Here is a 19,330-nt window from a genome sequence, read left to right on the forward strand (position 1 = left end):
TTCTCAAAGAAGCGCCTTCGTAGCTCATCTGGATAGAGCGTCCCCCTCCTAAGGGGAAGGTAGCAGGTTCGAGTCCTGCCGAGGGCACCAGTTCCCCCTTCCGCACCAACCCACAAGCCACGACAAACCTCTGTTTTTAAACACACTTCCCCCCTCCTTATCGTTCCAAAACATTCCACCCCAACCTACACATCCTGAGGGTACGTTTGGGGTGCACACTGAAATGCACCCCGTTAAAGCAGATTTTATACCCCCAAAAAGAGTTTAAGCTCCGCCATGGCTCCCTGTGGGGTCATAGGGTTTGACATACCATCACGACCAGATACCCTTATTGCTTGCTAATATCCTGTAACCGCTGAGCCAACTCGGTTGAGACAGAGCTCATATTTTTTAGCTCGGTAGCATCCTGAGCATTTTGTTCCGATATGCCACGGATGCGCTCAGCCAGTTGGCTAATTTCGTCCGTGACATTGGCTTGTTGTTCCGATGCAGCGGCGATGCTGACGGTACGTTCTTTGATATTATCAAAGGCGGTAACGATCCCTTCAAAGCTCGCCTGAACCTGCTGAGCTCTTTTGAGGGATGCCTCAGAGAGATGGCGGCTAGATTCAATAACCTGAACACCCTGACGAGCAGCATCCTGAAGCTGGTGAATCATGCCATCGATTTCGTTCGCCGACTCCTGTGATTTTGCCGCCAATGAGCGAACCTCATCGGCGACTACGGCAAAGCCGCGCCCTTGCTCCCCGGCACGGGCAGCTTCAATGGCCGCGTTAAGCGCCAGCAGGTTGGTCTGTTCTGAGATGGTTTTTATCACGTCCAGTACCGATCCCACCTGTTGTGAATCGGCGGCCAGCTTATCGATTACCGATGAAGCTTTGCTGAGCGCTTCGGCCAGTTGGTTGATGGCCTCACTATTTTCACTAACGACACTGTGCCCGTCCTTAACCAGTTGAGAGGCTTCTTCTGCAGTGTCGGCGGCTGTATTGGTGTTATTTGCTACTTCTGATGCACTGGCAGACATTTGATTGATCGCAGAGGCCAGCGTCAGGTTTTCATTCATCTGGTCATTAGCCCGATCATTCAGGGTATTACTCAGTGCTTGAAGGTTGTCGGCGCCAGCTTTCACACTGTTTGCCTCTGCTGCAATGTGGTCAAGAGTAGCTTCCAGATGATCTCCGTACTCGTTAACAGCTTTTCGTAGAGCACCAACCTCATCGGCACGTGCGATGGTGAGTTTGCTGCCTCGCTGCCCTTCGCTGAGGCTGTTCACCTGATGGGTCGTTTCCTGAATGCTCCTCAAAAAACTGCGGCCCAGCAAAACAACCGCTGCCGCAAACAGCACTACCAGAGGCAGCAGTGTGAAGTAAAGGCCTGAACTGACCCGGTTCAGTGCTGACAGGGCGGTAGACTCCGGAAGAATCATTGCAACGGTCCACTTTTGTTCCTCCAGAGGTACCTGCACAAGTAGAGATCTGTCCCCATCAACAACACCCTCAGGCAGGTAGGTTTGCTGCGTAGTATTCAATGCTGTTTTTAACGGAGTCAGGTCTGAGTATTCGCCGACCGCATCATCCAGAGTTTTCATGTTGAGGTTTTTTGAACGTATATCGGGAAAAGAGACAATCCGTCCAGTTTGGTCGATGACCAGACTGTATCCACCGGTCACTTTGTTCTGACTCTCCAGTCGGTCGTTCAGACCAGCCAGCATCAAATCAATCGTCGCAACACCCCAGAACTGACCACCACGTCGGATTGATACGGTGCAGGTTACCATTGGCATGCCGGATACAGCATCTTGGTAGGCTTCAGACCAGACACACTTTCCAGAGGAGAGATTCCGGCCCGTCGTATACCAGCCTTCATTGTGATAGCCCGAGCCACCGGGGTCGTTGTAATCATCCAGTAACTCCAGCTCACCTTCAGTATTGCGGGCCCAGAACAACGAATCTCTATCTTTACCCAGTGTCAGCTTGCCCGGCTCTGGCCATATGCCGCCGCCGGCAATCAAAGCATTACCATAATGGTCAACAACTGGGGCCAACTCCTTGATAAACAGATCTTTCTCCAATGGCAGAGTTTCTGACAGAGCTGCCAGTGTGCTTGTCAGCACAGCCGCCTCTTGGAGGGTTGTTTCAATTTTGCTCTTGGTATTGTTTACCGTTTGGTTGGCACTGGCTATGGCCTGCGCCTCAAGCTCCGGATGGGCTATAAGAGTCATAACCAGATAGATTGTAATAAAAGCCGCCACAAGAAGGCTTACACCTAACAGCTGTATCTTTCGGTTCAGGGTTAACATAGGAGTCCTCAAGGCGATTACGTTGGCGCTGCTTACAATCAACAGTCTAGGCGGGCTACCAGTATTTTGAAAATATAAACTATCCGATAAGAATCGATATTATTCTTATATAACAACCCTTAAGGAGGTGCCCCCCCGGAGCTGAACGCAAGGCACTGCGCAAAAGCTCCGTCCCTGCCCCTACACTCCCACCGGAAGCGCCGACACGAGAAAGTCCACCAACGCCCTCACCTTAGGCGTAACAAACTTGCGGGTGGGATAGACCGCGTAAACGCCCAATACAACTGAGCAGTATTCCGGCATCAACTCGACCAGTCGACCGGCATCCAGATCGTCCTGCACAAGGAAGCTAGGCTGATGGATCACGCCTTGGTGTGCCACGGCCGCGGCACAGCAGGTTTCGCCGTTGTTGGCCTGCATCCAGGGGCGTACGCGCGTGCTCACTCGCCCGTCTGGAGTTTCAAAGTGCCAGTCGTTGCCGGTGGCCAGATTGCTGTAGGCAATGATCTTGTGATGGCTCAGGTCCTCGGGATGTTCTGGCGCACCGTGAACGCTGAGGTACTCAGGGGATGCACAAACAACAAGCCGCGTGGTGGTGAGGCGCCGGCTAACCAGGGTGGAATTTCTCAGGCTGGCGATGCGAATGGCCAAGTCGAAGCCTTCTTCAACGATATCCACAATGCGGTCGGACAAGTCGATGTTGAGCTCCACATCCGGGTATTTGCCATGGAACTGCCCCCACAGGGGCGCCAGATGGCGAATGCCGAAACTCACTGGGGCGTTGATACGCAACACACCTTTGGCGACGCCGCTGCGTGAGGTCAGTTCTGCCTCTGCCTCTTCCACCCCCGCCAGCAACTCACGACAACGCACGTAGAACACTTCCCCTTCCGCAGTTAGCGACAGTCGCCGGGTAGTGCGGTGCAGTAGTCGCACCCCAAGCCGGGATTCGAGTTCACCGATGTATCGGGATACAGCGGCTTTCGACATACCCATTGTCTCTGATGCGGCAACAAAGCTGTTTTCGTTCACCACGGCACAGAAGGTCTGCATCTCAAGCAATCGATCCATTTAATTGTTCCATTTATTGAAACAGTAAATTCGGCAAATGCATGTTTATCCCAAAATTCGATACTCGTAAAGTATCCCCATGCTCAAAGCACGCCTCACACACAAGGAAACCCGATCATGAACAACGCATTCGTCAACAAACTGCTCGACACCAACGCGGGCTGGGGCGCTCTTGCCCTGCGCATCCCTGTCGGCATTATCTTCGCCGCCCACGGCGCCCAGAAGCTGTTCGGCTGGTTCGGCGGCTACGGTCTTGAAGGCACCGGGCAATGGATGGACTCCATCGGCCTGAGCCCAGGTTACCACATGGCCCTTCTGGCTGGTGGCACCGAATTTCTGGGTGGCCTGACACTGATCATCGGCCTGCTGGTTCGCCCTGCCAGTGCAGCGCTGGCCTTTGCGATGTTAATTGCCATCGTCAGCGTGCATTTCCAAAACGGCCTGTTTATGAGCAACAACGGCTATGAATTCGCGCTGGTATTACTGGCGGCTTCTGTTTCGATGCTGTTCAGCTGCGCCGGGCGCGCTTCCGTTGATCGCTTGGTAAGGAAATAACAGGAGTAACACGCCATGACCAGCCTGTTTGTATCCCACGGCGCTCCCACCTTCGCACTTGAACCGGGTCTGGCAGGCCCAGCCCTCTCGCAGCTTGGAAAGGAACTGCCCCGACCGAACGCAGTACTGGTGGTGTCTCCACACTGGATGACGCCTGAGGTGCGGGTGGGTCTGGCGCAAACGCCGGGCACTATCCACGACTTCCGGGGCTTTGAACCCGCCTTGTACAAACTGGAATACCCTGCGCATGGTCATCCAATGCTCGCGAAGAGGGCGCTGTCGCTGCTGGATAAAGCCGGATGGCAGCCGATGGCGGACGTTCATCGCGGCTTGGACCACGGCGCCTGGGTGCCAATGACGTACCTCTATCCCGATGCCTCCGTGCCGGTGTTTCAGGTGTCACTGCCAGCAAACCTTGATAGTCACTCTGCGTACCAAATGGGCCAGATTCTGGCGCCACTGCAAGAGGAAGGTGTATTGGTCGTCGGCTCGGGCAGTCTGACTCATAACCTGTACGAAGTGCGCTGGAAAGACAACAGCGGTGCAGAGTATGCAAAGGCGTTTAGCCAGTGGATTCGTGAAGCCGTTCTGGAAAACGATCAGGCAAGCCTGATAAACGCCATGGCCCTCGCACCATATGCAAAGCGAGCGCACCCCACCAGTGAGCATTTCCTGCCCCTGCTGTTTGCATTGGGTGCCGCCGGCCCCAATGCGCGGGGCTCAGTTATTGAAGGCGGCATTGAGCACGGCGTACTGTCGATGGATTCTTTTATATTTCAGAAGGGATAGAAGGCTGTATCAGGATTCCGGCACTCACAGGCGGAGGATATCGGCCCGTTCAAATTGAGTGACCTCGTGGTCCTGCCGGGCCAACAGGATGGTGGAGGCGAGCCCGGCGTTATCCTAGCCGTGGTGGCGAACCTTGCGGCGCACTCATTCACAACAGGCAAGCAACCGCGTGGCGTGCGCCCGCAAGGCATCTTTCAAGCCATCGGGCTTCAGAACAGTAAACTGGAACGGGAGGTGCATCACACGCCAGGCAAACCACTCGAGACTGTCGGTTTGTGTCGTAAACAGCAGGCCATCATCGCACTGTTCGAACCCCTCCGCACAAAAACCAAATACTGCTGCGGCAGACTCATGGTTCGTATGCAGCACCAGAGCAACCTCGTGGGTTCCGCTCCAGGACATGAAGCTCTCGCTCAGGAAATCCGCCGCGTCAAAACCCGATGGTCGCTGGAAGGTTGGCGTTAAGAGGCGAACATTACTGATTCGATCCAGCCGGAACGACCGCATGGCCTGCCTGAGATGACAAAAGCCTGTGAGATACCAGCGACCCTGTCGAAACACTAGCCCATACGGATCAACGCTGCGGTCAATCCCGCCCTGCTTCGGGGAATGGTAGGTAAACCCGACCGAACGCATCGCTTCAGTGGCTACGGTCAGCGTTTGCAAGGCACGGTCGTCCAGACTGGGCTCGCCACGGGGCAGGATTACCCGGGTAGTCTCGCTAACACCGCGTACCCGCTTTTTCAGGTTGGCCGGCATCACCCGTTCCAGTTTCGCCTGCACACTGGCAATCGCTGGCGCCGCGTCCGTCAGCCCAAGTTGCCGTGCCGCCAGCAAACCCAGCGACACCGCCAACGTTTCTTCCTCTGTGAACATCATCGGCGGTAATTTGAAGCCGGCGACCAACCGGTAGCCCCCATAGCGCCCTTGCTCCGTCATGACCGGAATACCCAGGTCTTCGAGAACGGTGATGTAGCGCCGGATCGTCCGGCGATCCACGCCCAACCGTTCAGCTAGCTCGGCACCGCCGATTTGGCCATGGGTCTGCAACAACTCCAGCACGGTTAATACGCGGGTAGTGGGACCAGACATTGTCGCCTTCCTCTTAGCAGTCTTTTCCGATGGGTGACATTAAATATGCATAGTCCCATTTATTTAGGACAGATATTCGCCTATTTGCACATTAATCTGCCCCCGCAGTATCCAAAACCACTATAAACACTGGCTTGAAAAGGAGATCAACATGTCAGAACTCACGTTTTACTCTCACCCCATGTCACGCGGTCGCGTTGTTCGCTGGATGCTTGAAGAGGTTGGAGTTTCGTACGCGGTAGAGACGATGAATTTCGGTCGGGATATGAAAGCCCCAGAATATCTGGCCATCAACCCCATGGGCAAGGTGCCAGCCATCAAACACGGCAATACCGTGGTGACCGAAGTGGCGGCCATCTGCGCCTATCTGGCGGACCAGTTTCCGGACAAGGGTCTGGCGCCAAGGCCACAATCCCTAGAACGCGGGCCCTATTACCGCTGGATGTTTTTCATCGCTGGTCCCTTCGAGATGGCCACCAGTGCCTTGGCCTACGGCTGGAAAATCGATAGCAGTAACGCCCAGTCCGTCGGCTGCGGCCTTATGGAGGACAGCATCAATACTCTAGAGAAAGAGCTAGGCCAGAGACCCTATATCTGTGGTGATCAGTTTACCGCTGCGGATGTACTGGTCAGCAGCTACCTCCGCTGGGCAATGGTGCAGAAGAATATTCCGCCGAACGACGTCTTTCAGGACTACATCAATCGCACCGAAGGTCGGCCTGCAGCGAAACGTGCTAATGAATTGGATAATGCTCTGGCTGAGACGATAAAGGCGGTCGAAACCTGAGGTTCAGTCAGACTGAGGCAGCCGGCGATAGCGAACACAATCCGCCGGGTACATTCCGTACCCAATCGCGGATGGCCAGTATCGTCGGATTCTGCTGGCGGCTTTCCGGGTACACCAAGTAGAAGGGTTTGCCTTCCAGTTCTGGGCCGAACGGCTGCATCAGGCACCCTTCGGCCAACTCATCCACAATCAACGTCCGGCTCATCAACGCTACGCCCTGACCACCCACGGCGGTGGAGATGGCGTGGGTTTCGTCCGAAACCACCAACCCGGCACTGACATCCAGCCCATCTATTCCCGTCTGTTTCTGCCAACCAATCCAATCTATCGGGTCGGCTATGGTCTGGTGAACAGGACGCCGGTTTGGTCGAAGCCAAGAAGAGCATAAACTCAAGGCATATAAGAGGCTATAAAGCGCCGAGGATGATAGCCGGAAGACCGTCAATTCTGGCCCCAAAAAAACTCCAACGTGCATTCACCGTGAGTCGAGCCGATAAAGCCGGGGTAGCCGACATCACCTCCATTCGTACCTGACAAGGCTGGCTGTATCTCGCGGTGGTGGTCGATCTGTTCTCCCGCCGTGTGGCGGGTGGGTCCATGAAACAAACGCTGCACCGGAGCATCGTAGTGGATGCACTGCTGATGGCTATCTGGCATCAACGCCCGAAGGACAAGGTATTGATTCACTCGGATCAAGGCAACCGACAAACCCTCAGGCTCTGCGCTTGTCAAGTGCACTTTGTTGATACCACCGAGCGCTCGCCTCAATAGCCAAACCTATCTCGGGCCGGAGTAGCTCCTGATGCTCAAGAAACTGATCCGTAATGGAGGTATCGAAGCGCTTTGTTTGAATGAAATTCAACGCTTCGGGATAGGTATTCATAAGTTTAGGGATTCCGGGAATAGACAACAGCGCTCGCAGCACGGGTATGGGAACATATCGACGTGGCGGCTTAACGCCTATCGAACCACCAACCAACGCTAGCATTTGCTGAAGTGTCGGTGTATCCGAGTCCAAGCACAACAATCGCTCCGGCACATTCTTCGCGATCGCGGCTGCGGTGATCAAAGCCACCAGATGATCCACAGTGGTAAGCGGTAGCCAATGCTCACTCGTACCTGGAACCAGTGCAAGGCGCCCTCGGGACAAGTTGTCGATTAGTTGGAATAGCGGTTGTGCAGCATCCAACTCGCCGGTATGGCTGTGGCCTGCAACTGTCGCGGGCTGAACTTCCACCATATCAAGCGCTGTTTTTGCTGCAAATGATCGAACCTTCAACGCGGCTTCTAGCTTGCTAGCTTCATAGGCACCAGCATGCCGGTACACCTTCCGCCAGTTCGTCCTCTCTGGTTGGGCAGGGTTAATGCCCAATTGATTCAAATGCTGCAAATTTTCAAGCATAAACCCGCTAATGAATACCAGTCGGCAACCAAGCTCCCTAGCCAGTTCTGCAATGGCCAGACTACCTTCTACGTTTGTTGTGTAGGCGCTTTCATACTCAAGCTGCCAGGCAAAGCGAGCACCAAGATGAATGATGGCATCCACTTCAGCTAATGATTCAGTAATGCCTAACTTGGGCTTCGCCAAATCTCCAGATATCGCTTTTATTAACGTTCCTCTTCCGCCTAGGCTATATACGCTTGCCTGAAGGTTTGGGAGTTCATGAGGCCGGCGCATCAGCGCAACAACGGTATGGTGTTGAGCGGTCAAGTGAGCGCACAGATGACGGCCAATAAAGCCTGTCGCACCAGTGATTAACAGATTCATAGTAAGTTCCATTTGGTTGAGTTCGCGACAACTCTAAGGTATAGAGTGAACTCTAAGGTCAATAGTCAGGACGACTTATTTATGAAAATATCCGAGCTTGAGCAGCGCACCGGCGTTAACCGTCATACGTTGCGTTACTACGAAAAACAGGGCTTGTTGCTGGAGGTAAGCCGGCAAGGCAACAACTACAGAGACTACCCAGAGCAGGCAGTTAAAAGGGTCAACATGGTGCGACAACTGAAAGATCTGGGATTCTCTCTCAGGGAGATCTTTGATGTGCTCGACGCGCTTAGAAAAGACACTATGGATTGTGCACAAGGCGCTGTGTTGATGGCACAGAAACGTGCCGTTGTAGACGCAAAAATTGCAGAATTGGAAGCCCTCAGGCTACTGCTAACCGAAGAGCAGCAGCAACTGGAACGCAGTGCCAAGGAGCGAGACTTACAACATAAATAAATATGTCGGGTAACTTTACACTCCACTCCTATAAGCCGCGACCAGAATCCCCAGGACATTGAAATAAAAAGACAAAAAATTATTGGCACGTATATTGCTTAAATTTAAGCATTCTAGCAAAAAACCCAGTGAAGGAAAATTTCATGTCTTTACGCAACCGCATAGCCGCTTTCAGTGCTTTAAGCCTATCGCTTGCCATTGCAACCCCTGTCAGCGCCAATCTTATTCAGAATGGCAGTTTTGAAGATGACGTTATCTCAGGAAATAGCTGGCAATCGTTCTCTGACATAGCCGGATGGGAAGCCAATGCCAATAATGAACGATTCGAAATATGGAACAACTACAACGGCGTAACCGCCTCCGAGGGCAACCAATTCGCCGAACTGAATGCCCATCCTGGCTCAGGTACTGCGTTCAGCATCTTTCAGGAGTTTGCGACCGTTGCCAACCAGTCTTACGACATTAGCTTTGCCTACCGGGCACGGGCTAACAACCAAGAAGAGTTCTCTTTCGATGTCATTTCCGGCACAAACTCCTTGGACTGGCTGCTAGACGACCACACAACAAATGGTTGGAGCATATTTTCGAGTTCTTTCGTAGCTGCAGACACAACAACCAAAATCTCGTTTACCACTGTGAATCCTTTGACTGGCACTGTTGGCAATTTTCTGGATAACGTAAGTGTGACCGCAACAGTGCCTGAGCCGGGCACCCTTGGCTTACTTGGCGCTGGCCTACTCGGCTTGATGGCTGCCCGTCGCCGTCGCGCTTAATTACAAGACCTGAAATACATTTCGAAAAAAGGCAGCATTCGCTGTCTTTTTTCGTATCAAAGCGGTATCGAAAGCACCTGCTGGAGTGCCCATCAATACGACTCACTGACTGAAACATTTGGGGACTATGGCTATGGCCTCGTCGCCAGCCTGCCCTAGGCTTTGTGAGCCCTTGCAGAAAATACCCTAGCCCAAGCCCGCTCCAACGCTTCAAACAAACTATCAGTCGCCAGTGCCAGAAAGCCGATTAGAATGGCGCCTTGCAGTACGTAGGCAGTATTGCCGTTAACCAATCCCGCAATCACCGGGTCGCCAAGTGTGCGGGCGCCGATGGTGGACCCAATCGCTGCAGTGGCAATGTTGATAGTAACGGACGTACGTATCCCCGCCAGTATCACTCGCCCAGCCAGAGGAAGCTCTACCTTAAACAAAACTTGCACTGAGGACATGCCCATCCCTTTAGCGGAATCGAGCACCGCTGGGTTAATGCCACCTAGCCCTGCCAGAGTATTCCTTAGTATCGGCAGTAAGCCATAGAGTACCAATGCAAACAGCGTAGGCTTCTCACCAAAACCCATGGCAGGCACTGCCAGAGCCAAAACCGCCACCGGTGGCACGGTTTGACCAATTGAGGCTATTTGGCTGACCAACGGCATAAAGTCGCGGCCTGCAGGACGTGTCACGAAGATACCTGCAGATACTGCAACCAAGGTGCCCATGGTGGCAGACGCCAACACAAGCCAAATGTGGCTCTGCAGCAAGGTGTAAAAGCTATCTCTGGTATAAATCAGATTGTCTGTGCCACCTTCCACCCATGAAAATAGTGGCGCCATTGCGGGGAGCAAGGCTGTTAGAGCGCACAAAGATGCGATCCAGATAACCGGTGTGAGCCACAAGCGCATCAGGCGCCCACCTTCAGCAGTTGCTCTCGGTTTACTATGCCCACCTCTGCCCCTGACGCATCGAGAACCGGGAGTTTTTCTGTGTTGTTCCAGAGCATCAGGGATAATGCAATGCGTAGGCTGTCTGACTCGTTCAGGCTATCTGTAACGGGTTCGGGGTGTCGGGGCTCAGGATGCCGTTCCATCAGGCCGCTTACGGTGCGCAAAGCCAGAAGCTTCAACCCACGATCGCCCTTCCCGATCAGGTTCTCCACAAAGGCGGATGCCGGCCGCCGAAGGATTGCCTCTGGCGTATCGTGTTGAATAATCCTCCCTTGGTCCATCACCGCAATACGTGAAGCCAGCTTCAGCGCCTCATCAATATCGTGGGTTACAAACACAGTGGTTTTATTCAGCTGCCGCTGGATTCGCAGCATTTCCTGCTGCAGACTTTCCCGGGTGATAGCATCCAGTGCACCAAATGGCTCGTCCATCAAAAGAATATTCGGATCGCCCGCCAGTGCCCGCGCCACGCCCACCCGTTGGGCCTGACCACCGGAAAGCTGATGAGGGTATTTTCTAGCGTCGGTTTCCGGGTCCAGCCCCAAAAGGGCCAAGAGTTCGGTTACCCGCTCATCACGCTTTTGAGCAGGCCACTTAAGAAGCGTTGGCACCACGCCGATATTACGAGCGACCGTCCAATGGGGGAACAACCCGGTGCTTTGTATGGCGTAGCCCATATTCAACCGCAGCGCCTCTGGGTCCGCTTTGTTGATATCCTCGCCATCCACAAGAATTTGGCCGCTGGTGCGAGGCAAAAGGCGATTGATCATCCGGAGCGTAGTGGACTTTCCGCAGCCCGAACTGCCCACAAGCACGCAGACCTCACCGGTTTCGATGGTCAGGTCGATATTATCAACAGCCACGGCTTCACCGAACCGTCGAGTGACGCCTTTCAGCTCAATCACCTTGGTGTCTCCTGAAATTTCAATGCTGACAAGATGGCATCCGCCGCCAATGCCAAACAGACGGTGGGCAAGGCACCAAGAAGCACTAGATCCATAGCGGCTTGGCCCAACCCCTGAAAAATAAACGTGCCAAAGCCCCCAGCGCCAATCAACGCAGCGACAGCGGTTAGTCCGATCGCTTGAATAGTAGTAATTCGTACGCCTTCAATAATGACCGGCAACGCGACAGGAAGCTTCACTTGCAGAAAAACCTGTCGCTCGCTCATCCCCATACCCCGGCCAGCATCCACTACAGCCTCGGGTACTTCCATCAGGGCAACGTAGGTGTTGCGCACCATTGGCAACAGGCTATAGGCAATCAACGCCAATAAAGCAGGCGCCCAACCAATGCCTCGTATTCCCAAGGCCTGCAGAGCGGGAAAGGCTGCCGACAATGCCCCCAAAGGCGCAATCAACAGCCCAAAAAGCGCCAGGCTGGGAATGGTTTGCATAAAACTAACCAGCCCCAGCAGGGGCCGACGCAGCCGCTCTCGCCTCACCATGGCCAACGCCAAGCCAAAAGCCAGTACCGCGCTAATGGCAACAGCGCCTAATGACAGAGACAAATGTACGGTTAGAGCTTGTGAGAATTGGTCTGCCCGGTTGGCGTATTCGCGGATCAGCGATAGGCTGGAAAGCCCTTCACGTGCGGCGCAAAGCCACCAACCGGCAGCTACCAACAGCACTACTGATAACTGAACGCGGCGAGAAGCTTTCAGTTGGCTCAAGGTTTCTAAGAGCATTAGAGCGAGAAAAAAAGCCAAACACCAAAACCCGGCACCTATGCCGATTCGAGCGTAAGCGGAATCCGCTGGTAGCTTGCGCAGCGCAAACACTTCAAGCAGCAGCGGTAAGCTCATGAGTGCAGCCGTCAGCAAAAACGACAGCACCCAAAAACGATTGCGGATAGGTTTTGTTGCGAGCACAACCACAACCAATAGCAGGGACGAAACGGTGCCAGCCCCGAACCAGCCTGTGGCATCAAACAGGCCGTAGCCCGTGCCAGCCACAATGCGATTAGGCTGTACCACACCAAGGTTCAGCAGCCACACTAAAACGAACGCAGCAAGTGCCAATACGGGTATTACACGGTTCGGTAGCCCAGTCGATGAAGGCACTGATTAGTCCAGACTAAGGCTTTCCAGATAGTCCTTCGCCACCGCTGCTGCAGGAGCGCCTTCAACGGCTACTTTTGCATTCAGTTCTTGCAGTGTTTCCAGATCAAGCGATTCAAACACCGGCTTTAATAGCGGGCGTATGTTGGGGTAGTCCTTTAATACGCTGGCTCTGATTATGGGTGTTGGCTGATAAACCGGCTGCACGCCTTTGGTGTCGTGCATCACTTTCAGGCCCAAAGCGTTGAGGCCTCCGTCGGTGCCATAAGCCATAGCGCCATTTACGTCATTGGAGTTAATGGCCGCTGCCCTTAGGGTCGCTGCGGTATTACCACCGGAGAGAATCAAAAGCTGATCAGACGTGAGCTCAAACCCGTAAGCCTTCTGGAACGCAGGCAAGGCACTGGCTGACTCAACAAACTCCGCGCTTGCGGCAAACTTAAACGGCTTGCCAGCGTTGATATAGTCCGCCAAATCTTCCAGTGTTTTTAGGTTATTCTTCTGCGCCAAATCACCGCGCACACTCATGGCCCAGGTATTGTTGGCATTCGCAGGCGTTAGCCAAACGATGTCTTCAGCAGTACGGTCAAGCTCCGCCGCCATGTCGTATGCTTTTTCAGCATCCTTCCAAACCGGGCTATCTGCCTTGTCATAAAAGAATGCAGCATTGCCGGTATACTCAGGGTACAAGTCAATTTCACCTGCTTTAATTGCGCTGCGCACTATGCTGGTGCTACCAAGCTGTAACCGGTTTTCTACCGGAATACCCCCACTCTCCAGACGCTGAAGAATCATCTGGCCGAGCACGCCACCCTCCGTGTCGATCTTCGAGGAAACGACCACCGAGTCTTGTGCTGACACGGCACTTGTTAGACACATCAATGAAACAGCAAAACACCGTCTCAAAGATTGCGCAATTCCACGATGTGCTCCATTCGATGCCTGAGTTTCATATTCAAGCCCTACACGACATGTTCTTGTATTTGGGAGGGTCACAGGTATGCCTCTCTTGGTCATTGGACTGCTTTAGGCAGCCCAGAGTTCAATGAGTTTAATGGGATGAGTATATCTTACGACAAGAAACCCGAATGGCTCTCGCACGCAGACCCCATTACAGATTTTTCCTCAACCTTGGATCGCCGCAAAAGCTACCCTCAGATTCTCAACTGTTCTGTCCAGATTATTCAGTTTTTCCAAACCAAACAGCCCCATGCGGAAGGTTCGGAAGTCCTCCGATTCACCACACATCAGAGGCACACCTGCGGCTACTTGCAAGCCCTGCTCACGGAATAAACTGGTGTTATGAATGTTAATATCGTCGGTGTGTAAAACCACAACACTGGGCGATTCGAAACCTGCTGCGGCAACACTTCGGAAGCCAGCACTGTAAAAAAGCTCACGCACCTGTCTGCCAAGTTCTTCCTGCCGCTTATAAAGCAGGTCTGGACCAACTTTTACCGTTTCGAGCATAGCATCACGAAGAACAACCAGCGTGTCGGTAGGCATGGTTGCGTGGTAGGCGTGATTGCCAGACTCATAAGCTTGCATGATTTGAGACCATTTGCGCAGGTCTGCCGCAAAACTGGTGCTGGTTGTTTCATTCATGCGTGCAATGGCGCGCTCGCTCAGTGTGATCAGCGCAGCACAGGGTGAGGCGCTCCAACCTTTCTGCGGCGCCGTGATCAGCACATCCACACCACAGGCTGTGGTATCAACCCAAAGAGCACCGGAAGCAACACAATCCAGCACAAACAAACCGTTGACGTCTTTTACTGCATCGCCAATAGTTTTTAGGTAATCGTCTGGCAGCACAATCCCGGAAGCCGTCTCCACATGTGGAACAAACACAACGCCTGGCTTTTCCGCTCTGATGCGCTCCGCAACCTGCTCCGCGGGCACCGGGGTGTACGCCGCTTTTGCGGTGTTATCTGAAGCCTGCGCTTGGAGAACGGTGACACTATCGGTGATTCGCCCTGCTTCAAGTATTTGTGTCCAGCGATAGCTGAACCAGCCATTGCGAACAATGAGACACCGCTCGCCGTTGGCGAACTGACGAGCTACAGCCTCCATTCCAAAACTGCCACCCCCGGGCACTATTACGGAGCCCTTGGCGTTGTATACCTGCCGGAGCGTTGATGAAATATCCCGCATTACTTGCTGAAACGGTGCAGACATGTGGTTTAGCGAGCGGTCGTTAAACACGACCGAGTATTCCAGCAACCCGTCTGGGTCAACAGAAGGAAACAATTTGGACATGGTTAAGAAATTCCTTGCCTAATACGGTTTATGGATAAAGTTCTAATGATGCCAGTCTAACAAATCTGGCGTTATGCGCTTTATTTCTTACGTTTTCCATAAGCCCACTTGTGGAACCCGACAAAAGCTTATAAATTGACCAGAGCGGCCAAGTTGCCGCTTTTCCTTTTTGTTTATCCAGACAACGCACTAGGTGAACCTGTGAGAACGCTTTTCTCAGAGATCATTCCTTTCTACCATTTAAGTGCCCGCCGTCAGGCAGGCACTGCCGGTGTGTTGCCCGCATTCCTCTTTTCTCGCTGAATCCGCTTTTACGTGCCGGGTTCGGCGCCTGAACCCTTGAGTTTCGAATAACTATTTATATTTTGGAGATTACTATGGCAGATATGCCGGAAGTTTTGGTTGCTGAAGAAGACTTTAACCGTTTGACTACCTTGATTGAAAAACAGGGTGATTCGGATGTAGCAGACGGGCTAGATGATGAACTGAGCCGCGCCACACTAGTGCCACTGGCAGAGATGCCAGCTCACGTAGTGACTATGAACTCAAAGGTTCGCTTTATGAATGAAGACAGCGGCCAAGAACAAGAGTTGACGCTGGTCTATCCCCATGAGGTGGGCACGGGAGAAGGTAAGATTTCTATTTTGGCCCCTGCGGGCTCAGCTTTGCTTGGTCTTGCGGTAGGCGACTCTATCGAGTGGCCAATCCGTGGCCGCAACAACATCCATCTCAAGATCATTGAAGTTACCCGAGAGGGCTAACCCTCGGATAAGGCTTGCCGGAGCCGCCCCAAAAGGGCGCCCGGCTAGCGATTCTTTTCGGCCAAGCGAAACTGCTCGATGGTTTCCCTGAGTGTTTCCGCCATCACCAACAAATCCCCCGCTATATTCGCCGTTTCCTGAGCATCTGTTGATGCCTGCTCTGCCGAACGGCTGATTTCAATTACATTCTGATTGATGGCTTCCGACACATCACTTTGCTCATTCGCCGCGCTTTCCATTTCCAAATTGAGCGATGCAATCTCGCGAACTGCAGAAGCAATGTCCTGCAACTCGGATTCTACTTTCAAAATAGCGTCGACTTGTTGCCCAGCCATATCTGACGCATGGCTCATAGTTGCTACACAGTCCACCACTTCACTTTTAAGGTCGTTAATGGTTTTCCGGATTTCCTCTGTGGACACCTGTGTACGCGATGCCAAAGCACGAACCTCGTCTGCTACAACCGAGAAACCACGCCCCTGCTCCCCCGCTCTGGCGGCCTCGATAGCGGCATTCAACGCCAGCAGGTTGGTTTGTTCGGCAATATTGGAAATCTCTTCCAACATGCTCGCCATCTGACCTGTACGCTGATTGAGATCTTCAATTCTTTTAGCGCCACCCTGAACCTCTGTATTCAATGCCTCAATACCCTCAACGGCTGCGCGTGCAAGCTGCTCGCCACTGTTGGCAGACTCAGCCGTTTCGGACGACTTGCGGGTTGTGTGAATAGCGTTTTCGCGCACCTGCACAGCCGATGCGGCCATTTCTGTCGTGGCGCTGGCAACCTGATCGGTGTTGTCTTTCTGAGCCATAACTTCACGGCCGGTGGTGTCAGCTTTTGCAGCGATACTGCGCGCTGCCTGCTCAACCTGTGCAGCGTTATCCATAACCGTATGCATGCTCTCACGGATTTTCGCCATCATGCGATTAAACGCCAAAGAAACGGAGCCGATTTCATCATTGCGGGCGACATCCAGTTCAATGGTGAGATCGGAATTTTTGGAAATTTCATCCATACTCCGCTGAAGCCGGCGCAAACGGGAGAAAACCAGACGATTCAAAACCAACCCGGTCAGGAAAAACACCGCAACAAAGATAGCTATTTGAATTCCGCCACTGGCCAATAATTGCTGGTGCAGGGCGTCATCGCTTTCAGCAAGCGAATAGTCCACACGTATTGCACCGAGCACATCGCCGTCTTGGGCCTGATGGCAACCCAAGCAATTTACGCCTTGATAGTCTTCCCGGGCGATAACTGGGTCAATCAGCGTGTAAACGCGCCCATCCTCGTTATTTGAGTAACGCTCAATTCGCTGGCCCGCCAAGGCTTTTCTGTCATCAGAATCACGCGTCTTCTCTGCTGCGGTGCCACTGCCAAACATGCGATTCAGCTGATCGCTTCGGATCACCCTCACATCTAGCACGTCCGCCGGAGCCATTACTTTGTCCCGGAGTACATCACGGTTGCCGATGGTGCCAGTAACCATCATGGTATTCAGGCCGTCAAAATAAGACTTGGCAAGGCCATCCACGTACTTATGACTAAATTCCTCCATGTGATCACGCTGAGCACTAGCGCTGAATAGCACTGTAAACACAAGAACAAGTGAAAACGCGGCTGCCAAAGCCGCGAGCAGCAGAAAACGAATGGAATATTGTTTTTTCATAGCGACCTGATCAAAAGAACAATGAACGCCAGCTCAACCCGGCAATTTAGAGCATCCTAGGTGGTTGACGGCAAAACGACGTTTAACTTTATAGATATGCGTCAAATATTTACTGATTTAGATCAGAAACCGGGATTATCATCGACTGGCCCGGAATGTGCTTCCGTTAGATCATAGACGATAATTTTCTGGCGCGCTTCTGCGAGCCGGTGGAGGAATACACGCTATGTCATTGCTGACATCTCTTATACAGGCAAGCACCCGTTTCCAGCAGAGCTTGGAGAAGCGCCCGGCGGTAAATGATGCCGAGGGCCAGAAAGCTAAAGGCATGGGCAGTGCAGACCTGCTTCAACCCGCAGGCCCGGGGGATGACCGTTTTACGCCATCAGGCGCATCGCTAGGTGATGCCAGCAGGCTGAAATCACAGAAACTGCCTCTGGCAGATTACAAGCAAACAGTAGGGCAGGATCTTGCCTTCATACGGGAAACGCTGCGGCACAAACTTGCCGAGTACAACCTAAACCCCAACTCGGCAATAAGTGTCAACAAAAACGAAAATGGTAAGATTGAGGTGGGCGGGATTCTGGCGGAAGAAACCCGCACTCGAATCGAGAACGACTTGAACGTAAACAAGAGCTTCGAGGATGCCTTCAGCCGCCTGAGCGTTAACGAACCTACGCTGCACTTCATGGACAACGCCCTAAAGCTCAACCAGGCCTATGGGGTAAATAACTCGCTGCTCGATACACTGGTCAGTGAAAACCAACAGTTCAACGGCCTGCAGGATCTCGTTCACCGCTACGACACCCTACGCCGTTCTGCCCCAACAGACCAGTTTGAAGTTGCTGCAAACCGAGACAGCTACGCCTTCAACCTGAATACCCGAGCCTGAGCAAACTCACTCAAAGGGGGTTGGATCACCCTTGCCCACCCGGGTAACTTCCGGCAAATCGCCGGTAAAGTTCACCACCGTGGTTGGCTCCATGCCACAAAATCCACCGTCAATAATCAGATCAAGCTCATGCTGCAGCGTATCCCGGATGTCATAGGGATCCGTCATCGGGTCTGACTCCCCCGGTAATATCAGCGTGCTACTCATAATAGGCTCACCGAGTTCGCCCAAAAGGTCGCGAACTATCGCATTATCAGGAACCCGCACACCAATCGTGCGCCGTTTCGGGTTCAGCAAACGCCTTGGCACTTCGCTCGTTGCATCCAAAATAAAGGTATACGGCCCCGGCGTGAAGGTTTTCAGTAGCCGGTACTGAGTGTTATCTACCTTGGCATAAATGCCGATATCCGAGAGGTCCCGACACACTAGTGTGAAGTTATGCTTATCGTCCAGCCTTCGAATGCGCTTTATCTTGTCTGCAGCCGGCTTCTCTCCCAAGTGGCACCCAAGTGCATACCCGGAGTCAGTGGGGTACACAATCACACCGCCACCACGAAGAATCTCAACCGCCTGCTTGATCAACCGCTTTTGAGGATTTTCCGGATGAATCTGAAAAAACTGGCTCATAATAGCCCTCCGCTTTGTTTTTTAACCACCTGAAGCCGCATATTAAGCATCAACCTTGGAACCGCCCATACAATTCGGCGAAGAAGGCGCAACTTGCCCAGACGCCTCCCATTCATCTGGAGAGTATAGATGCAACGCCAACGCATGCACGCCACCAGCCATCTCCAGCTCATCAGAAAGCACCTTGTAAATAGCTTGATGCCGCCTAACCTTCATCTGCCCTGCAAACTCTGGTGACACCATGGTCACCTTAAAATGCGTCTCGGAGTTAGGCGGCACACTGTGCTTATGGCTCTCGTTCTCTACCTGAAGAATGCTGGCGCTAAACGCCTTATTCAGCTTGGTTTCAATTTCGTTCTGTATTTTCATAACCGGTTAACTCCTAAATTTCGGTCAGTATCTTTAAACGTCGATACCTCGGAGCCAGAAGCGGCTGTGGGCGTTGGCTTCCCAAAAGTGTGTGTTGCCAAGAATGGCAACACCAAGCCCCCACGGACGGGTTCACGGCGTCTTTTGGGAAGCCCTCGCCCACAG

General features: G+C 53.0%; 19 protein-coding genes, 1 tRNA gene and 2 pseudogenes. 9 read left to right on the plus strand and 13 right to left on the minus strand.

Annotation, left to right across the window (positions count from 1 at the left end; genetic code table 11):
* Positions 1–13: 13 nt before the first annotated feature.
* Positions 14–90 (plus strand) — tRNA-Arg (locus KO508_RS10905).
* A 238-nt stretch (positions 91–328) separates the two neighbouring features.
* On the opposite strand, the gene KO508_RS10910 is transcribed toward KO508_RS10905, so the two are convergent.
* Both KO508_RS10910 and KO508_RS10915 read right to left on the minus strand, forming a co-directional pair.
* Positions 329–2,299: a methyl-accepting chemotaxis protein gene (locus KO508_RS10910; RefSeq protein WP_216008350.1), complete on the minus strand. Its 1,971-nt coding sequence runs from the start codon at positions 2,297–2,299 to the stop codon at positions 329–331.
* Between the two features lie 180 nt (positions 2,300–2,479).
* Positions 2,480–3,370, minus strand: coding sequence for a LysR family transcriptional regulator (locus KO508_RS10915; RefSeq protein ID WP_216008351.1), 891 nt, complete (start codon positions 3,368–3,370; stop codon positions 2,480–2,482).
* 117 nt (positions 3,371–3,487) lie between these two features.
* Between KO508_RS10915 and KO508_RS10920 the strand changes: the two genes are divergently transcribed.
* Entirely contained in the window at positions 3,488–3,925 is a 438-nt protein-coding gene (locus KO508_RS10920; protein WP_216008352.1) for a DoxX family protein, read from the plus strand.
* A 15-nt stretch (positions 3,926–3,940) separates the two neighbouring features.
* Positions 3,941–4,714: a DODA-type extradiol aromatic ring-opening family dioxygenase gene (locus KO508_RS10925; protein WP_216008353.1), complete on the plus strand. Its 774-nt coding sequence runs from the start codon at positions 3,941–3,943 to the stop codon at positions 4,712–4,714.
* 144 nt (positions 4,715–4,858) lie between these two features.
* Here the strand turns inward: KO508_RS10925 and KO508_RS10930 are convergent, their stop codons facing one another.
* Positions 4,859–5,806 carry a helix-turn-helix transcriptional regulator gene (locus KO508_RS10930; protein ID WP_216008354.1) on the minus strand — a complete coding sequence of 316 codons (948 nt, stop codon included), beginning with the start codon at positions 5,804–5,806 and terminating at the stop codon, positions 4,859–4,861.
* A gap of 151 nt (positions 5,807–5,957) precedes the next feature.
* On the opposite strand from KO508_RS10930, the gene KO508_RS10935 reads away from it, so the two are divergent.
* Positions 5,958–6,593, plus strand: a complete 636-nt coding sequence (locus tag KO508_RS10935; RefSeq protein ID WP_216008355.1) for a glutathione S-transferase family protein — start codon at positions 5,958–5,960, stop codon at positions 6,591–6,593.
* 7 nt (positions 6,594–6,600) lie between these two features.
* Here KO508_RS10935 and KO508_RS10940 read toward each other — a convergent pair.
* Positions 6,601–6,933: pseudogene (locus KO508_RS10940) on the minus strand (LysR substrate-binding domain-containing protein); the annotation flags it as partial.
* Between the two features lie 19 nt (positions 6,934–6,952).
* Here KO508_RS10940 and KO508_RS18850 point away from each other — a divergent pair.
* Positions 6,953–7,298, plus strand: a pseudogene (locus KO508_RS18850) (DDE-type integrase/transposase/recombinase); the annotation flags it as partial.
* Positions 7,299–7,305: 7 nt separating this feature from the next.
* On the opposite strand, the gene KO508_RS10945 reads toward KO508_RS18850, so the two are convergent.
* Positions 7,306–8,361 (minus strand): SDR family oxidoreductase, encoded by a 1,056-nt coding sequence (locus tag KO508_RS10945; RefSeq protein WP_216008357.1) that lies wholly within the window; start codon positions 8,359–8,361, stop codon positions 7,306–7,308.
* An 81-nt stretch (positions 8,362–8,442) separates the two neighbouring features.
* Between KO508_RS10945 and KO508_RS10950 the strand changes: the two genes are divergently transcribed.
* Both KO508_RS10950 and KO508_RS10955 read left to right on the plus strand, forming a co-directional pair.
* A complete protein-coding gene (locus KO508_RS10950) occupies positions 8,443–8,817 on the plus strand; it encodes a MerR family transcriptional regulator (protein ID WP_216008358.1) in 375 nt (124 codons plus the stop codon).
* A 143-nt stretch (positions 8,818–8,960) separates the two neighbouring features.
* Complete coding sequence (locus KO508_RS10955) at positions 8,961–9,590, plus strand: PEP-CTERM sorting domain-containing protein (protein WP_216008359.1); 630 nt, start codon at positions 8,961–8,963, stop codon at positions 9,588–9,590.
* A gap of 155 nt (positions 9,591–9,745) precedes the next feature.
* Here the strand turns inward: KO508_RS10955 and KO508_RS10960 are convergent, their stop codons facing one another.
* From KO508_RS10960 to KO508_RS10980, 5 genes are all read right to left on the minus strand, one after another.
* The gene (locus KO508_RS10960; protein ID WP_216008360.1) at positions 9,746–10,492 is read right to left on the minus strand and encodes an ABC transporter permease; all 747 of its coding nucleotides are present in this window, start codon (positions 10,490–10,492) and stop codon (positions 9,746–9,748) included.
* The gene (locus KO508_RS10965; RefSeq protein ID WP_216008361.1) at positions 10,492–11,439 is read right to left on the minus strand and encodes an ABC transporter ATP-binding protein; all 948 of its coding nucleotides are present in this window, start codon (positions 11,437–11,439) and stop codon (positions 10,492–10,494) included. The genes KO508_RS10960 and KO508_RS10965 overlap by 1 nt, the downstream gene beginning before the upstream one ends.
* Positions 11,436–12,596 (minus strand): ABC transporter permease, encoded by a 1,161-nt coding sequence (locus KO508_RS10970; RefSeq protein ID WP_216008362.1) that lies wholly within the window; start codon positions 12,594–12,596, stop codon positions 11,436–11,438. Before KO508_RS10970 ends, KO508_RS10965 begins: the two co-directional genes overlap by 4 nt.
* A gap of 3 nt (positions 12,597–12,599) precedes the next feature.
* A complete protein-coding gene (osmF, locus tag KO508_RS10975; RefSeq protein WP_216008363.1) occupies positions 12,600–13,472 on the minus strand; it encodes a glycine betaine ABC transporter substrate-binding protein OsmF in 873 nt (290 codons plus the stop codon).
* 246 nt (positions 13,473–13,718) lie between these two features.
* Complete coding sequence (locus tag KO508_RS10980) at positions 13,719–14,849, minus strand: aminotransferase class V-fold PLP-dependent enzyme (protein ID WP_216008364.1); 1,131 nt, start codon at positions 14,847–14,849, stop codon at positions 13,719–13,721.
* A gap of 377 nt (positions 14,850–15,226) precedes the next feature.
* Here KO508_RS10980 and rnk point away from each other — a divergent pair, with 377 nt between their 5' ends.
* Positions 15,227–15,610, plus strand: coding sequence for a nucleoside diphosphate kinase regulator (gene rnk / locus KO508_RS10985; RefSeq protein ID WP_216008365.1), 384 nt, complete (start codon positions 15,227–15,229; stop codon positions 15,608–15,610).
* Positions 15,611–15,654: 44 nt separating this feature from the next.
* On the opposite strand, the gene KO508_RS10990 is transcribed toward rnk, so the two are convergent.
* The gene (locus tag KO508_RS10990; RefSeq protein ID WP_216008366.1) at positions 15,655–17,277 is read right to left on the minus strand and encodes a methyl-accepting chemotaxis protein; all 1,623 of its coding nucleotides are present in this window, start codon (positions 17,275–17,277) and stop codon (positions 15,655–15,657) included.
* A 226-nt stretch (positions 17,278–17,503) separates the two neighbouring features.
* Between KO508_RS10990 and KO508_RS10995 the strand changes: the two genes are divergently transcribed.
* Positions 17,504–18,169, plus strand: coding sequence for a hypothetical protein (locus KO508_RS10995; RefSeq protein WP_216008367.1), 666 nt, complete (start codon positions 17,504–17,506; stop codon positions 18,167–18,169).
* Between the two features lie 6 nt (positions 18,170–18,175).
* Here the strand turns inward: KO508_RS10995 and KO508_RS11000 are convergent, their stop codons facing one another.
* Complete coding sequence (locus tag KO508_RS11000) at positions 18,176–18,796, minus strand: L-threonylcarbamoyladenylate synthase (protein ID WP_216008368.1); 621 nt, start codon at positions 18,794–18,796, stop codon at positions 18,176–18,178.
* Between the two features lie 42 nt (positions 18,797–18,838).
* Positions 18,839–19,165 (minus strand): BolA family protein, encoded by a 327-nt coding sequence (locus KO508_RS11005; protein WP_216008369.1) that lies wholly within the window; start codon positions 19,163–19,165, stop codon positions 18,839–18,841.
* Between the last annotated feature and the right edge of the window lie 165 nt (positions 19,166–19,330).

It is taken from the genome of Marinobacter salexigens (assembly GCF_018860765.1).
Taxonomy (GTDB): Bacteria; Pseudomonadota; Gammaproteobacteria; order Pseudomonadales; family Oleiphilaceae; genus Marinobacter; species Marinobacter salexigens_A.